The organism is Serinibacter arcticus, assembly GCF_003121705.1.
Taxonomy (GTDB): Bacteria; Actinomycetota; Actinomycetes; order Actinomycetales; family Beutenbergiaceae; genus Litorihabitans.
This window is the reverse complement of the sequence record NZ_PYHR01000002.1, coordinates 3,665,763-3,681,000: the sequence shown is the minus strand read 5'-3', so window position 1 is coordinate 3,681,000 and position 15,238 is coordinate 3,665,763. Positions and strand designations below refer to the sequence as shown.

The 15,238-nt window shown below is 74.0% G+C and carries 13 protein-coding genes and 1 tRNA gene; 6 read left to right on the top strand and 8 right to left on the bottom strand.

Annotated elements, in window-relative coordinates; all coding sequences use genetic code 11:
* Positions 1 to 14 precede the first annotated feature (14 nt).
* Positions 15 to 1,535: a bifunctional UDP-N-acetylglucosamine diphosphorylase/glucosamine-1-phosphate N-acetyltransferase GlmU gene (glmU, locus tag C8046_RS16360; RefSeq protein WP_109230359.1), complete on the bottom strand. Its 1,521-nt coding sequence runs from the start codon at positions 1,533 to 1,535 to the stop codon at positions 15 to 17.
* Positions 1,536 to 1,672: 137 nt separating this feature from the next.
* A tRNA-Gln gene (locus C8046_RS16355) sits at positions 1,673 to 1,744 on the bottom strand.
* 159 nt (positions 1,745 to 1,903) lie between these two features.
* Between C8046_RS16355 and C8046_RS16350 the strand changes: the two genes are divergently transcribed.
* The 4 genes from C8046_RS16350 to C8046_RS16335 all read left to right on the top strand — a co-directional run bounded on the left by C8046_RS16350 (position 1,904) and on the right by C8046_RS16335 (position 5,564).
* Complete coding sequence (locus C8046_RS16350) at positions 1,904 to 2,512, top strand: TetR/AcrR family transcriptional regulator (protein ID WP_109230997.1); 609 nt, start codon at positions 1,904 to 1,906, stop codon at positions 2,510 to 2,512.
* A 94-nt stretch (positions 2,513 to 2,606) separates the two neighbouring features.
* Positions 2,607 to 3,143 (top strand): MarR family winged helix-turn-helix transcriptional regulator, encoded by a 537-nt coding sequence (locus tag C8046_RS16345; protein ID WP_109230358.1) that lies wholly within the window; start codon positions 2,607 to 2,609, stop codon positions 3,141 to 3,143.
* Positions 3,140 to 3,685, top strand: coding sequence for a gamma carbonic anhydrase family protein (locus tag C8046_RS16340; protein ID WP_109230357.1), 546 nt, complete (start codon positions 3,140 to 3,142; stop codon positions 3,683 to 3,685). Before C8046_RS16345 ends, C8046_RS16340 begins: the two co-directional genes overlap by 4 nt.
* Positions 3,686 to 3,725: 40 nt before the next feature.
* Positions 3,726 to 5,564, top strand: coding sequence for an ABC-F family ATP-binding cassette domain-containing protein (locus C8046_RS16335; protein ID WP_109230356.1), 1,839 nt, complete (start codon positions 3,726 to 3,728; stop codon positions 5,562 to 5,564).
* A gap of 43 nt (positions 5,565 to 5,607) precedes the next feature.
* On the opposite strand, the gene C8046_RS19605 is transcribed toward C8046_RS16335, so the two are convergent.
* A complete protein-coding gene (locus C8046_RS19605; RefSeq protein WP_158277246.1) occupies positions 5,608 to 7,191 on the bottom strand; it encodes a bifunctional NAD(P)/FAD-dependent oxidoreductase/class I SAM-dependent methyltransferase in 1,584 nt (527 codons plus the stop codon).
* 84 nt (positions 7,192 to 7,275) lie between these two features.
* On the opposite strand from C8046_RS19605, the gene C8046_RS16325 reads away from it, so the two are divergent.
* Positions 7,276 to 7,890, top strand: a complete 615-nt coding sequence (locus C8046_RS16325) for a helix-turn-helix domain-containing protein (RefSeq protein ID WP_235866366.1) — start codon at positions 7,276 to 7,278, stop codon at positions 7,888 to 7,890.
* Between the two features lie 3 nt (positions 7,891 to 7,893).
* Here C8046_RS16325 and rsmA read toward each other — a convergent pair whose 3' ends face one another.
* Positions 7,894 to 8,796 carry a 16S rRNA (adenine(1518)-N(6)/adenine(1519)-N(6))-dimethyltransferase RsmA gene (rsmA, locus tag C8046_RS16320; protein ID WP_109230353.1) on the bottom strand — a complete coding sequence of 301 codons (903 nt, stop codon included), beginning with the start codon at positions 8,794 to 8,796 and terminating at the stop codon, positions 7,894 to 7,896.
* A gap of 123 nt (positions 8,797 to 8,919) precedes the next feature.
* Positions 8,920 to 10,251 carry a resuscitation-promoting factor gene (locus C8046_RS16315; RefSeq protein ID WP_109230352.1) on the bottom strand — a complete coding sequence of 444 codons (1,332 nt, stop codon included), beginning with the start codon at positions 10,249 to 10,251 and terminating at the stop codon, positions 8,920 to 8,922.
* A 179-nt stretch (positions 10,252 to 10,430) separates the two neighbouring features.
* Between C8046_RS16315 and C8046_RS16310 the strand changes: the two genes are divergently transcribed.
* On the top strand, positions 10,431 to 11,258 hold the full coding sequence (locus tag C8046_RS16310) for a hypothetical protein (RefSeq protein ID WP_109230351.1): 828 nt from the start codon (positions 10,431 to 10,433) through the stop codon (positions 11,256 to 11,258).
* A 12-nt stretch (positions 11,259 to 11,270) separates the two neighbouring features.
* On the opposite strand, the gene C8046_RS16305 is transcribed toward C8046_RS16310, so the two are convergent.
* From C8046_RS16305 to metG, 3 genes are all read right to left on the bottom strand, one after another.
* On the bottom strand, positions 11,271 to 12,353 hold the full coding sequence (locus C8046_RS16305; protein WP_109230350.1) for a G5 domain-containing protein: 1,083 nt from the start codon (positions 12,351 to 12,353) through the stop codon (positions 11,271 to 11,273).
* A gap of 112 nt (positions 12,354 to 12,465) precedes the next feature.
* Positions 12,466 to 13,380, bottom strand: a complete 915-nt coding sequence (locus tag C8046_RS16300) for a TatD family hydrolase (RefSeq protein WP_109230349.1) — start codon at positions 13,378 to 13,380, stop codon at positions 12,466 to 12,468.
* A 4-nt stretch (positions 13,381 to 13,384) separates the two neighbouring features.
* Complete coding sequence (gene metG / locus C8046_RS16295; protein WP_109230348.1) at positions 13,385 to 15,217, bottom strand: methionine--tRNA ligase; 1,833 nt, start codon at positions 15,215 to 15,217, stop codon at positions 13,385 to 13,387.
* Positions 15,218 to 15,238 lie beyond the last annotated feature (21 nt).

Genomic DNA, 15,238 nt, shown 5'->3' with positions numbered 1-15,238 from the left:
CTTCACGTTGCTCGTCAGATGTCTGACGGGTCTGACTTGACCGGCTCCGACGAGGCGTCGGCTCCGGACGATTCTGCTGCTGCCGCCTGGTCGCGCGCCGCCGTCGCCGCCCTGGCCGAGCGCGAGCCCGGTCGACGGCGGATCACCCAGTCGGGCAGGTTCTTCTGCTGACCGCGCTCGACGGCGAGGTCGCCCGCCGGGACGTCGCGCGTCACGGTCGACCCGGCGGCGACGAACGCCCCCGCACCGATCGTGAGCGGCGCCACGAGGACGCTGTCGCTGCCGACGAACGCGCCGTCGCCGATGGTGGTGCGGCTCTTGGTGGTGCCGTCGTAGTTCGCCAGGATCACGCCGGCGCCGATGTTGGCGCCCGCCCCGATCTCGGCGTCGCCGACGTAGGACAGGTGCGGGATCTTCGTCCCGGCCCCGACGACCGCGTTCTTGGTCTCGACGAAGCCGCCGATCTTGCCGCCGGCGCCGAGGTCCGTGCCCTCGCGGAGGTGGGCGAACGGTCCGACGGTCGCGCCGTCGGCGATCCGGGCCCCGAGGACGTGGCTGCGGACGACGCTCGCACCGGCCCCGACGCTCGAGTCGCGCAGCGTCGTGTCGGGTCCGACCGTGGTGCCCTCGCCGATCGTCGTCGCGCCGTGCAGCTGCACGCCGGGCAGGAGGGTGACGTCGCGCGCGAGCTCGACCGTCACGTCCACCCAGGTGGAGGCGGGGTCGACCACGGTCACGCCCTCGCGCATCCACGCGGTGACCATGCGGCGGTTGAGCTCGGCGCCGAGCGTCGCGAGCTGCACGCGGTCGTTGACGCCCTCGACGATGATCGGGTCGTCGGTCTCGATGGCCCGCACCGGGCCGGTCGCCCGGGCCAGCGCGAGCACGTCGGTCAGGTAGACCTCGCCCTGGGCGTTCGACGTCGCCCCGCTGGCGGGGTCCTGCAGCGTGGTGAGCGCCGCGCGCAGGACGGCGGCGTCGAACGCGTACACGGAGGTGTTGATCTCGTCGATCGCGCGCTCGGTCTCGTCGGCGTCGCGGTCCTCGACGATCCGCAGCACCGAACCGTCGGCGTCGCGCACGATGCGGCCGTAACCCGTCGGGTCCGGCACGCGGGTGGTCAGGACGGTGACGGCGTTGCCGTCGGCGGCGTGGGCCGCGAGCATCTCGCCGAGCGTCCCCGCGTCGAGCAGCGGGACGTCACCGGCGAGGACGACGACGGCGCCGTCGACCTCGGCCTGGGCGTCCAGCGCCGCCAGCGCGCACCAGGCGGCGCGGCCGGTGCCCTTGACGTCGTCCTGGTCCGCGATCGTGGCGGCGGGGTCGAGCTCGAGGGCGTGGGCGGCGACCGCCTCGCGCTCGTGCCGGACGACGACGGCGAGGCGCTGCGGCTCGAGGTCACGGGCGGAGGTCAGCACGTGGCCGAGAAGGCTCCGACCGCCGATGGCGTGCAGCACCTTCGGGGTGGCCGACCGCATCCTCGTGCCTTCACCTGCGGCGAGGACGATCACGGCTGCTGGGCTCGGGTGACTCACGAACGCTTCTCTCCCCATGTCGACACTCGGGCGGGCCAACTCTAGCCCGTGGCGCACCCGCCCTCCGCCGCCCGCCGGACGTCGAGGCGGTGGGGAACGGTCGGGATGCGAGGCGCCGGAAGGGCTGGACGCCGCGGCTCCGCCCCCAGGATTCGAACCCGGACTGCACGGCACCAAAGGCCGGCGTGCTGCCATTACACCAGGGCGGACCGCGGCCGGGCCCGGCCCGGCCGCCCGACGATTCTGCCCCATGGCCCCGCCACCTCCGTGGCAGACGGCATGATGGTCCCGTGGAGTCCACCAGCGCGCCCGAGCAGCAGCCGTCGGAGCCGCTGCGTCCGCGGCCCCGTCGGACCACCCGCGCCCGCATGACGGCCCGCGAGCGACGCGCCCAGCTGCTCGACGTCGGACGCGCCCTGTTCGCCGAGCGCGGTTTCGAGGCCACCAGCGTCGAGGAGATCGCCGCCCGTGCCGACGTCTCCAAGCCCGTCGTGTACGAGCACTTCGGCGGCAAGGAGGGCATGTACGCGGTCATCGTCGACCGCGAGGTCGAGCGCCTCACCAGCATGCTGACCACGGCGCTCGCCCCCACCCGGCACCCCAAGGTCATCGTCGAGAGCGCGGCGCTGGCGCTCCTGGACTACATCGAGGCCAACACCGACGGGTTCCGCATCCTCGTGCGCGACTCCCCCGTCGCCCAGGCCACCGGGACGTTCTCCTCGCTCATCGGCGACGTCGCCACGCAGGTCGAGCACCTTCTCGCCGAGCAGTTCGCGAGCCGGCGTCTGGACACCTCCACCGCCCCCATGTACGCCCAGATGCTCGTCGGGATGATCGCCCTCACGGGGCAGTGGTGGCTCGAGGCCCGCTCCCCCGACAAGCGCGAGGTCGCCGCCCACCTGGTGAACCTGGCCTGGAACGGTCTGGCCGACCTGCAGCCCGACCCGACCCTGCGCGAGCGCACCCGCCACTCCTAGCCCGACCCCCGCTCGGGAGCCGCCCGCCGACCGCGCGCGACGCCACTCTCTCTGCTGTCGAGATTCTCGACGTCGAGAGGTTAGGCTCCCCTCCATGACCGCCGACGTGGGTTCCACCCCCGGGCGCCAGGACGAGGTCGACCTCATCGTCCGCGCGTGGAGCGAGGTGCTGCCCACGCTCGACGTCGAGCCGATGCACGTCTTCTCCCGCCTGCACCGCCTCGCCGGTCGCATCCAGGACCTGCGCCGGGACGCGTTCAGCGAGCACGGCCTCGCCGTGTGGCAGTTCGACGTGCTCGCCGCACTGCGCCGGGCCGGCGCCCCCTACGAGCTGACCCCCGGCCGGCTCGTGACCGAGACACGCGTCTCCTCCGGCACCATGACCAACCGCATCGACCGCCTCGCCGAGCGCGGACTCGTGGCCCGACGCGGCTCGTCGGGCGACCGGCGCATCGTGCTGGTGCGGCTCACCGAGGCGGGCACCGCCGCCGTCGACGGAGCGGTCGCCGACCTCGTCGCCCGCGAGCGCGCCCTGCTCGAGACCCTGCCCGACGGCGGGGCCGCGGACCTGGCGGCGCTGCTGCGCGGCGTCCTGACCCAGTACACCGACACCGCGCAGGAGACCGCATGAGCACGCCGTCGCCCACCGCCCCCCTCGTCGTCGCGCTCGGGGACCGCCGTCCCCGGATCTCCGCGACGGCGTGGCTCGCGCCCGGCACCGTCGTCGCCGGCGCCGTCACCGTCGGCGAGCACGCGAGCGTCTGGTACTCCGCCGTGCTGCGCGGCGACTGCCACGAGATCGTCGTGGGCGCGCGGACGAACCTCCAGGACGGCGTCGTCGTCCACGTCGAGGACTCCTCCCCCACCCTCATCGGCGACGACGTCTCGGTCGGCCACCGGGCCGTGCTGCACGGCTGCAGCATCGGCGACGGGGTCCTGGTCGGCATGAGCGCGACCGTGATGTCCGGCGCGGTGATCGGTGCCGGCTCGATGGTCGCGGCCGGGGCGCTCGTCACGCCGGGGAAGGTGGTCCCGCCCGGCGTCCTGGTCGCCGGCGTCCCCGCGAAGGTCGTGCGCGACCTGACCGACGAGGAGAAGGCGCACCTGCGGCACAACGCCGCGCACTACCTCGAGCTCACCGACGACCACCGTCGCGCGCTCGAGGGTCGCTGACGTCGGGCGCCACCGCCCGCGCCGATAGGCTGGTGTCCCGATGGCACACCTCCTCGGCGCCGAACAGCTGCGCCTGAAGTTCCCCAACCGCATCGTCCTGGACGGCGTCTCCCTCGGACTGTCCGACGGCGACAACGTCGGCCTCGTGGGTCGCAACGGCGACGGCAAGTCCTCGCTCATGCGCCTCCTCGCGGGCAAGAACGAACCGGACTCCGGCCGCGTCACCATGCGCCGCGGGGTCACGGTCGGCATGCTCGACCAGACCGACTCGCTCGACCCGACCGAGACCGTCGGCCACGCGATCGTCGGCAACGCCCCCGAGCACGAGTGGGCGTCCGACCCGCGCATCCGCGACGTGATGTCCGGACTCGTCACCGACGTCCCCTGGGACCAGCCCGTCGAGGCCCTCTCGGGCGGGCAGCGCCGTCGCACCGCCCTGGCGGCCCTGCTCGTGCGCGACCTCGACGTGCTGCTCCTCGACGAGCCCACCAACCACCTCGACGTCGAGGGCGTGACCTGGCTGGCGGCCCACCTCAAGGCCCGCTTCGCGACCGGTCAGGGCGCGTTCGCCGTCGTGACCCACGACCGGTGGTTCCTCGACGAGGTGACCACGACGACGTGGGAGGTGCACGACGGGATCGTCGAGCCGTTCGAGGGCGGGTACGCCGCCTACGTGCTCGCGCGCGTCGAGCGCGACCGGCAGGCCTCGACCATCGCCGCCAAGCGCGCCAACCTCATGAAGAAGGAGCTGGCCTGGCTGCGCCGCGGCGCACCCGCCCGCACCGCCAAGCCCAAGTTCCGCATCGAGGCCGCGAACGCCCTGATCGCCGACGAGCCGCCCGTGCGCGACACCGTCGCGCTGACGCGGATGGCCACCTCGCGGCTGGGCCGCGACGTCGTCGAGCTGGTCGGGGCGAGCGTCAGCTACGACGGCAGCCGCGACGTCCTGCACGACATCTCCTGGCACCTGGGCCCCGGCGACCGCGTCGGCATCCTCGGCGCCAACGGCGCCGGCAAGTCCACGCTGCTCGGCCTGGTGACCGGCGACCTCGACCCGACCTCCGGCCGCGTCAAGCGCGGCAAGACGGTCAAGGCGTCGTGGCTCTCGCAGGACCTCAAGGAGCTCGCCGGCGTCGCCGACAAGCGCATCACGGACGTCATCGCGCCCTACCGGGTGGCGTTCACGTCCGCCTCGGGCGACGAGCTCACCCCCGGCCAGATCCTCGAGCGGCTCGGCTTCACCTCCGCGCACCTGGCGACCCCGGTCAAGGACCTCTCCGGTGGTCAGAAGCGCCGCCTGCAGCTCGTGCTCGTGCTGCTCGGCGAGCCGAACGTCCTCGTGCTGGACGAGCCGACCAACGACATGGACACCGACATGCTCGCCGCGATGGAGGACCTCCTCGACGGCTGGCCGGGCACGCTGCTCGTCGTCTCGCACGACCGGTACCTGCTGGAGCGCGTGACCGACAACCAGTACGCGGTGCTGTCCGGGCCCGACGGCGGCACGCTGCGCCACCTGCCCGGCGGCGTCGAGGAGTACCTCGCGCTGCGGGCCGCCGAGGCGGCGGGCACCGAGCGCCGCGGGACGCCCGGGACGGCGGCCGCCACCGGGTCGGGTGCGTCCTCGGCCGGCGGTGGGTCCGGGGCCGGCTCGTCCGCCGCGTCCGGCGCCGAGCGCCACGCCGCCCGCAAGGAGCTCGCCTCGCTCGAGCGCCGGATGGAGAAGCGCTCGGGCGACGCGGCGAAGGTGCACGACGCGATGGCCGCGCACGACCCGTCGGACTACCCCGGCCTGGAGAAGCTCGCCGCCCAGCTGCGGGAGATCCAGGCCGAGGTCACCGAGCTCGAGGAGCGGTGGATGGAGCTCGCCTCCGACTGAGGCTGCCCCGTGGGGCGACGCGCGTCAGCCGGGGCGCCGCGCGTCAGCCCAGGCGCCGCGCGACCACCACGTTGTCGCCCAGGTCCCAGGTCTCGCCGTCGCGCACGACCTCGCGCCGTCGCACCTCGGCGGTCTCGACCACCCAGCCGTGGTCGGGCAGGCCGAGCGTGGTGAGCTCCTCGTCGAGCGTGGGCATCGCGTGGTGACCCGGTCCGTGGTGGCCCTGCTCGCCGTCGGCCGGCGGGACGCGCGGGGTCATGCTCGCGTGCGAGACGAGCACCAGCCGCCCTCCGCGCGCGACCGCGCCCATCGCGCGCCGCAGCACCTGCTCGCGCGGGAACGCCTCCCAGTCCTGGAGGAACTGTGCGCTGACCAGGTCGTAGGTCCGCTGCGGCTGCCACGCCACGAGGTCGCCCTGCACCCAGGTGACCCCTTCGACGCCGCGCTCCTGCGCCGCCGCCCGACCGCGCTCCAGCGCCGTCGCCGAGATGTCGACGGCGGTCACCTCCCACCCGCGCCCGGCCAGCCACAGCGCGTCGCCGCCCTCCCCGGCCCCGAGGTCGAGCGCGGCGCCGGGCTCCCACGCCGCGGCGACGTCGCCGAGGCTCGCGTTGACGTGGCCGGTCCACTGCGGACCCGCGCTCTCGCCGTAGCGCTCCTCCCACCGACGCTCGCGGTCGACGGCGAGGGCCCGCGCCTCGGCGACGTCCAGCTCGAGGAGCTCGGAGTTGATCATCACCCCGGCCTGGAAGCCCTCCGCGATGGCCACGGGGACGGTCGCGGCAGGGTTGACGACGTTGCCCGCGGCGTAGAGCCCGGGCACGCTGGTGCGGCCCATCACGGCCTGCACGACGGTGAACCCCTGCGGAGCCTCGACCGTCTCGGCGCCGGCGCCCACCAGCAGGGCGTCCAGCGGTCGCATCGTCGACCCCGTGAAGATCGCCTCGACCGGGTAGTGGCGACCGCCGGCGACGACGGCGCGCACGGCGTCGTCCGTGACGACCACCTCGGCCACGGGCTCGGTCACGACCCGCACGCCGCGCGCCGCGAAACCGGCCAGCGTCTCGGCGTCGAGGTCCCCGGCCAGATGGCTGAAGAACGTGACGTCCGGGCTCCACTGCCGCAGCATCGTGGCGTGGTGCACCCCCATGGCGCTCGTGGCGACGACGCCGAGCGGCCGCCCGGCCACCTCCGCCCCGTGGCAGTACGGGCAGGCGTTGACGTCACGGCCCCAGCGCTCGGTCAGGCCGGGGACGGCGGGCAGCTCGTCGACCAGGCCGGTCGCCACGAGCACCGCCCGCGCGGCGAGCGTGCCGCCGTCGGTGTGCACGCGGAACAGGCCGTCCTCGCCGCGCAGGTCGAGCCCGGAGACCGCGGCGGGTCGCACCACTCCCCCGTAGGAGGCGACCTCGCGGCGGCCGATCTCCAGCAGCTCCAGCGGCGACCGGCCGTCGTGGCCGAGCACGCCGTGCATGTGGCCGGCGAAGCGGTTGCGCGGCTGTGCGCCGTCCAGCACCAGCACGCGGCGCTGGGCGCGCGAGAGGGTGAGGGCGGCGCTGAGGCCGGCGGATCCCCCGCCGACGATGACGACGTCCCAGGACGTGGGGTGCTGCTCGGTGTTCTCCATGACCCGAGCATGCATGGCAGGATGTCGAGCCAGCAAGCGCGTTTGCGGAATCAGCAAGCGCCCCCCGACTCCCGGAGGCGATCGGTGACCGACCCCCGCATCGACGAGATCGGCCCGCGCCTGCGGGCTGCCCGCACGGACGCCGGCCTCACGCTCGAGGCGCTGGCCGAGCGCGCCGGTATCTCTCCCAGCACGCTCTCCCGGCTCGAGAGCGGCAAGCGGCAGGCCAACCTCGAGCTGCTGCTGCCACTCGCGCGCGAGCTGCGGCTCGGGCTCGACGAGCTCGTCCCGCCGGCGGTGCCGGATCCACGCGTGCGCCGCAAGGCCCACACGCGCGACGGCGTCACGATGGTGCCGCTCGCCCCGGAGGGCTCCCCGGTCCAGACCGTGAGGATCACGTTCGAGCCGGGCCCGCCGCCACCGAGCCTGCGGACCCACGACGGCTACGAGTGGCTGTACGTGATCAGCGGCCGGCTCCGCCTGCAGCTCGCCGAGCACGACCTGGTGCTCGGTCCGGGCGAGGCCGCCGAGTTCGACACCCGCACCCCGCACGCCCTCAGCTGCCACGGCGAGACCCCGTGCGAGCTCGTCGCGATCTTCAACGCCGCGGGCGAGCGGATCCACACCCGGGCAGCACCACGGTCGCGGCTGCCGCGGTCCGCGACCACGGACGAGGGTGACGGCCCGCAGGAGGACTGACGGTCAGCGGGCGACGCCGGGCTCCGCGGCGGCGATCGCGGCGAACTGCGTCACGGTCAGCCGCTCGCCGCGCAGCGTCGGGTCCACCCCGGCCGCGCGCAGGATCGCCTCGGCCCGAACCGGCGATCCCGCCCAGCCGGCGAGCGCGGCGCGCAGCGTCTTGCGTCGCTGGGCGAAGGCCGCGTCGACGACGGCGAAGGTCGCCTCGCGCGTGGCCTCCCCCGCGGGCGGGTCGCGCCGAACGAGCCGGACGAGCGCGGAGTCGACGTTCGGCGTCGGCCAGAAGACGTTGCGACCGACGGAGCCGGCGCGGGTCGCCTCGGAGTACCAGGCGGCCTTCACCGACGGGATTCCGTAGGTCTTGGAGCCGGGCGGCGCGGCGATGCGGTCGGCGACCTCGGCCTGGACCATGACGAGCACCTCGGCCACGTCGGGGAAGCGCTCGAGCATCGTCAGCAGCACGGGGACGGCGACGTTGTACGGCAGGTTCGCCACCAGCCGCGTGGGCACCACGCCGTCGATGCTCGGCAGCTCGGTGATCTCGAGGGCGTCGGACAGGACGACCGTCAGCCGGTCGGCGCAGCGCGGCGCCTGCCGCGCCACCGTGGCCGGCAGCCGCTCCGCGAGCAGCGGATCGATCTCGACGGCCACGACGGCCGCCCCGGCGTCGAGCAGCCCGAGCGTGAGCGAGCCGAGCCCGGGACCGACCTCCACCACGACCTCGCCCGCCCGGACGCCCGCGACGCGGACGATCCGGCGCACGGTGCCGGGGTCCGTGACGAAGTTCTGCCCGAGGGCCTTGGTGGGGCGCACCCCGGTCAGTCCGAGCAGCTCGCGCACGTCCGCCGTGGTCAGCAGGTCGACGGCGAGGGCGGGATCGGGGTCGGGCGCGGGGGCATCGGTCACCCCGCGAGCCTAACGACCGGGACGGACCCCGAGACGCACGACGGCGGGGCCCACCTCGTCGGTGGACCCCGCCGTCGGCGTGGCTGCGCGCTGCGGACCGGGCCGGTCAGCGCCGTCGAGCGCTCAGAGCAGGCCGAGCTTGCGGGCGCACGCGGGCCACTGTCCCCAGCCCGAGCGGGCCTGCAGCGCCTGGGCGCGCTCGGTCTGCTCGGAGGCGGACGCCTGCGACGGGAGACCCGAACCGCCGACGGACTGCCACGTGGAGACGGTGAACTGGTACAGGCCGTGGTACTTGCCGTTCGAGCTCACGATGCTCGCGTTGCCGCCGGACTCGCACTTCGCGAGCTGACCCCAGACGTCGCCGCTCGCGACGGGAGCGGCCGGCTCGGCCGGGGCGGGGGCGCTGCCGGAGCCCGAGGACGAGCTCCCGCCGGCGCTGGCCCGCGGCGTCGCCGCGACGGGCTTGGGCTTGGGCTTCGTGCCGACGGCGGTGACCTTCTCGACCATGGCGACGGTGGTCGCCTCGCTGGTGAGGTCGGCGGAGATCTCGACGCCGTCGCGCGTGGTGACGGCGTAGCGGCGCTCGATGTTGCCGTCGACCCCCTCGGTGGTGACCGTCGTGGTGCCGACGAGGAGCGTGGAGTCCTCCTCCTCCCGGCTGGTGAAGGGCACGGCCTCGTTCTCGACGCGCTCGGCGACGACGACGCGGACGATCGTCACGACGGAGGTGCCGTCCGCCTCGCTCGAGACCGTGATCTCGTCGAGGTCGGCGAGCGTGAGGCCGAGGCCCTCGAGGGCCTCGTGCAGCGTGGTGCCGGGGTCGAGCTCGAGCTCCTGCGTGCCGCCGTCGACGGTCAGGCGCGTGTTCTCGCCCAGCGGCAGGTCCATCTCGGTGCGACCGGTCGACCGCGAGACGGCCATCTGGACGTCGCGCCCCTCGAGGTTGAACGCGGCGAGCGCGGCACCGGCGTCGTCCGCCGTCGTCCACAGCACGTCCTGCTGGCCGTCCATGACGATGTCGACCGGCACCGCCCGCAGGACGCTCACGCCCTCACCCTCGCGGAGCGGGGAGTCGAGGGAGGGGACGACCTCGTCGTGCTCGCCGAGCGTGATGTCGTTCTCCACGAGGAAGCCGGCGACGCTGCCGCGGAACGAGCTCGAGGCGACAGCCTCGCCGTCGACGTCGAGGGTGACGACCTTGTGGGCGTGGGCGGCGACCGCCCCACCTGTCCCCAGCACGACGACGAGCGCGGCCACCAGGCTGCCGACCAGCACGCGGCGGGGCCGGCGGGGCCGGGTCTCCTCCGCGGCGCCGGCGAGCGGCGCCTCGTGCTCGGGGCCGTCGTCGCGGGCCTGCGCCAGCTCGTCGGTGCGCTCCGTCGCGGTCTCGGCGACGGGGGCGACGACGGCGGTGTCCTCGGCGTCGGGCGTCTCGGGCGTGGTGGGGTCGGTCATGGAGCTCCTGGGCAGGCGCGTCCCGGGGTCGCGGGGGTGGGTTCCACCGCGGCGAGCCTCCGGCTGGCTGAGGGCCTGCCGTCCGGGGCGGCCCGCGCGCTACCGTAACCGAATCGTTATCGACCGGTCGACCGTTGGTGGCAGGCCTCACAGCGTCGCCGCGGCGCTATCGTCGCCGCGTGCCCACTCCGACATCCCCCTCGTGGAACCTGCACTTCGAGATCGACGACGGCGTCGCCACCGATCCCGCACGCCCCCGCACGCGCGTGGGCCCGGTCCCGCAGGAACCGCACCACGGCTGGAGCGGCGGGTTCGGCCCCGCCCTCGCGTGGAAGCACTGGCCCCGCAACGGCGTGACCGGGCTGCCGATGATGCACGCGCTGACGCTCTGGCTCCCCGCGGAGTTCCAGCGGGCGGGCAGCGAGCACCCCGGCCTGGCCTACTTCGCCTCGAGCGGGGAGTCGATGCCCACCGAGCAGGTGCAGGCCGACCCCGGCTCCGATGATCCGTTCCTCGCCGACCTCGCGCGGGCGGAGGACCACCCGATGCTGCGTCGCCGCACCGACGTCCTGGACGCCGAGCACGCCCTGGTGTGGCTCACGGCCGACGAGCTGGCGCGCGGGCCGCGCGCGCCCGCGCCCGACGTCCGACGCCCTGGGGAGCACAGGCACGACTCCCAGCTCAACGCGTGGGACGACGCGGGGCGACACCGCCGCATCTGGCTGGCTCCGCGCGCCGACCCGAACGGCGGCCTCGCGCCCCGCGAGTCGTGGGAGAGGTCGTCCGAGGACGGCTACGTGAGCCCCCGGGACGAGCACTCCCAGCTCGTGGAGTGGGCCCGGTCGCTGCACCTGGTCAGCCACCTCGGCGGAACGAGCTTTCCGGTGAACGAGCTGCCGACGGGTCTGACTCCCTGGTACCTGGAGCTCGAGGAGATCGGGTTGCTGAACTTCGGCTCCGGCAACGCTCAGATCGACCTGGAGTCCGGGGCGTTCGGCTGGTCCTGAGTCCTGAGCGGCTCAGTACCAGTTCTTGCGCTTGGAGTGGTCCCACGCGCCGCACGGGTTGCCGTAGCGACCCTCGATGTAGTTCAGGCCCCAGGTGATCTGCGTGGCCGGGTTGGTCTGCCAGTCCGAACCGACGGAGGCCATCTTGTTGCCGGGCAGCGACTGCGGGATGCCGTAGGCACCGGACGACTTGTTCTTGGCGAGGTGGTTCCAGTTGGACTCCTTCTGCCACAGGGAGTCCAGGCACGACCACTGCGCCGAGTCCCAGCCGCGCGCCGAGAGCAGCTCCTGGGCGATGGCCCGGTTGCTGCCGGGGTCGGCGGGGGTGAGCGGAGCGGCAGGCTCGGCCGGGGTGGCCGGAGCGGGCGTTCCGGAACCGGAGGTCGTGGCGCGGGGCGCCGCCGCGACGACGGGCTTGCGGGTGCCGACCTCGACGATCTCGGTGACGGCGGTCGAGGTGCGCACCGCGACGACCGTCGTGCGGGAGACCTCGACGCCGTCGACGAGGCTGACCTCGGACGTGACGCGCTCGTCGCCGTCGACGCCCTCCTGGACGACCCTGGTCTCGCCCTCGAGCATCGTGGAGCTCTTGCGCTCCTCGACCTCGTGCGGCGTGACGACCTGGTCGGTGACGTAGGTGGTGGTGGCGCGCCCGACGTGGATCTGGGCGCCGACCTCCGGGGCGGCGGTCAGGTCTCCGGTGACCTGGTCCTCCCAGCCGAGCGCGACGCCGGCCTCGGTCAGCGCCTCGCCGAGCGTGGCGGCCGCGGTGGTGATCTCGGTCGTGACGCCGTCGACGACGAGGGTGAACGTGACGCCCTCGAGCAGCGGGTCGCGGGCCTGCGAGCGGGACGCGGGCACGACGTGCTGGACGTCCTGCGCGGCGAGCGAGCTGGTCATCGGGACGTCGGCGCTGCCGTCAGCGATGTCGGCCTCGACCGCCTCGCGGTCGACCACCACCTCGGCGGCGCTGTCAGCCGCGAGGGCGGCGTCGCCCTGGACCTGGGCCACGACGACCGTGGCGGTCCCGGTCACGAGGGTCCCGAGAATCAGCGTGTGGAGGCCGATCTTGACCCCGCGACGTGCGTTGCTCACCTGGTAGTTGCTCCTCACCGGCCGGCGTCCCGGCACCCGGCGACGATAACGGAACGGTCACGGAATCGCGAGGCGCCCCGGCGCGGCGGGCGGCGACACACCGGGCGGTCCGTCACCACGGGCCGTAGAGGTCCACGGCCGTCGCGGTCGTCACGGCCGCGACGTGCGCGACGGACTCGTCGCGGACGCGGGCCACCTCGCGCAGCGTGTGCGGCAGCAGGTAGGGCCCGTTGGGGCGGCCGCGGTACGGGTGCGGCGTGAGGTACGGGGCGTCCGTCTCGAGGAGGAGCCGCTCCAGCGGGGCGACGCGCACGGCGTCGCGCCCGTCGTCGTTCGCCCTGAACGTCACCGGACCGGCGATCGACAGGTACCAGCCGTTCTCGACGCACACCCTCGCCATCGCCGCGTCGCCGGAGAAGCAGTGGAAGACGGTCGCGTCGGGGGCGCCGTCGGCGAGGAGGATCTCGACCACCTCGGCGTGCGCCTCGCGATCGTGGATCTGCAGCGGCAGACCGAGCTCCTTCGCCAGGGCGATGTGGGCCCGGAACGACTCGCGCTGGGCAGCGCGGCCGCGCTCGCCGCCGCGGAAGTGGTCCAGCCCCGTCTCGCCGATCGCGCGCACCCGGTCGGTGCGGGCGGCTCGGGCGACAGCGTCGATCGCCTCGTCCAGGCTCAGCTCGTGCCGGGCGCGGGGGTCGGGGTCGAGCCCGTCGGGGGCAACCTCGTGGATCCCGGCGTGCAGCACGGCCTCGTTGGGGTGGATCGCGACGGCGAGCACGACCTCGGCGTGATCGCGCGCCAGGGCGAGGCCCGGCTCGATCGCGTCGACGTCGCACGCGACCTGGACGAGGCGCGTCACGCCCGCGGCGCGCGCCCAGGCGATCTCCTCGGACGCCGTCGGGACGGCCTCACCCTCGGGGAGCACGTCGACGGCGCTGAGCAGGTGCGTGTGGTTGTCGACCAGCTCGACGCCGTCGCCCAGCGGTTCGGGCGGCGGCGGCCAGCCCTTCTCGCGCTTGCGAGCCACGAGGCTAGGCCTTCATCCGCTCGATCTCGGCGTCGATCGCCTCGTCGGTCAGCTTGGTGAACACCGGGCTCGGCTTGGCGACCTCGGTGCCGGGCACGACGGGCGCGCTGCGCCACGGCGCGAGGTCGGTGCCGAGGCGGTAGTCGCCCGTGATGACCGGGTAGTGGCGCTCCTCGTCGTCGAGGTCGGTGACCTCCTCCAGCCGCGGCATCGGCGCGAGCGTGCCCGCCCCGCCGAACAGCTCGTGCACGGCCTGCGAGCTGTGCGGGAGCACGGGCGCCAGCAGCACCGAGCAGTCCGCGACGGCCTGGACGCAGGTGTGCAGGACGGTCGCGAGGCGGTCGCGGTTCTCCTCGCCCTTGAGCGTCCACGGCTGCTGCGCGGAGACGTACCTGTTGACCTCGCCGACCACGCGCATCGCCTCGCCGACGCCGGCGCGCAGGCGCTGGCCCCCGAGGAGCTGACCGACGCCGTCGAACGCGGCGCTCGTGGTGGCGAGCAGGGCTCGATCCTCGGGCTGCACGTCGACCGGGGCGGGGACGGCGCCGAAGTTCTTGTGCACGAGCGTCGCGGTGCGGTTGACGAGGTTGCCCCAGCCGGCGACGAGCTCGTCGTTCGTGCGGCGCGCGAACTCGGGCCAGGTGAACTCGGAGTCGCTCGTCTCGGGCCCGGCGGCCGCGATGAAGTAGCGCAGCGCGTCGGGCTGGAACCGCTCGAGCATGTCGCGCACGTAGATGACGTTGCCGCGGCTCGTGGAGAACTGCTCGCCCCCGACGTTGAGGTACTCGCTCGAGACGACCTCGGTCGGCAGGTTGAGGTCGCCGAAGAAGCCCGGCTGCCCGCCGCGCGAGCCCTTGCCCGAGTAGGCCAGGAGCTCGGCCGGCCAGATCTGGGAGTGGAACGTGATGTTGTCCTTGCCCATGAAGTAGTACGACCGGGCCGTCGGGTCGTTCCACCACGCGCGCCAGGCCTCGGCGCCGGTCGAGTCGAGACGCCCGTCGCCGCCCGCCGCGATGTCCTTGCGGCGCGCCCACTCGATGCTGGCGCTCAGGTAGCCGACGACGGCGTCGAACCACACGTACAGGCGCTTGCTCGGGTTCTCGCTCCAGCCGTCCAGCGGCACCGGGATGCCCCAGTCGATGTCGCGGGTCATGGCGCGGGGGCGTACGTCCTTGAGCAGGTTCTGGCTGAAGTTCAGGACGTTCGGTCGCCACGCGGTGCGCGTGCCGAGCCAGGCGGCGATCGCGTCCGCGAGCGCCGGCAGGTCGAGGAAGAAGTGCTCCGTCTCGATGAACTGCGGGGTCTCGCCGTTGATCCGGCTGCGCGGCTCGATCAGCTCGCTCGCGTCGAGCTGGTTGCCGCAGTTGTCGCACTGGTCGCCTCGCGCGCTCGGGTAGGCGCAGATCGGGCACGTGCCCTCGATGTAGCGGTCGGGCAGCGTGCGGCCGGTGCTCGGCGAGATCGCACCGCGGGTCGTCTGCTCGACCATGTAGCCGTTGGCGTGCACCTGGCGGAAGAGCTCCTGCGCCACGGCGTAGTGGTTGCGCGTGGTGGTGCGCGTGAACAGGTCGTAGGTGAGCCCGAGCTGGGTCAGGTCCTCGGCGATGACGCGGTTGTACCGGTCCGCGAGCGCCTGCGGGGCGACGCCCTGCTGCTCCGCCTGCACGAGGATCGGCGTGCCGTGCTCATCGGTGCCGGAGACCATCAGCACGTCGTGGCCGGCCATGCGCGAGTACCGGCTGAAGACGTCGGAGGGAACGCCGAACCCGGCGACGTGACCGATGTGCCGCGGGCCGTTGGCGTAGGGCCAGGCGACGGCGGAGAGGATGTGGCTCACGGGGGTCCAGTCTAGGCGGGC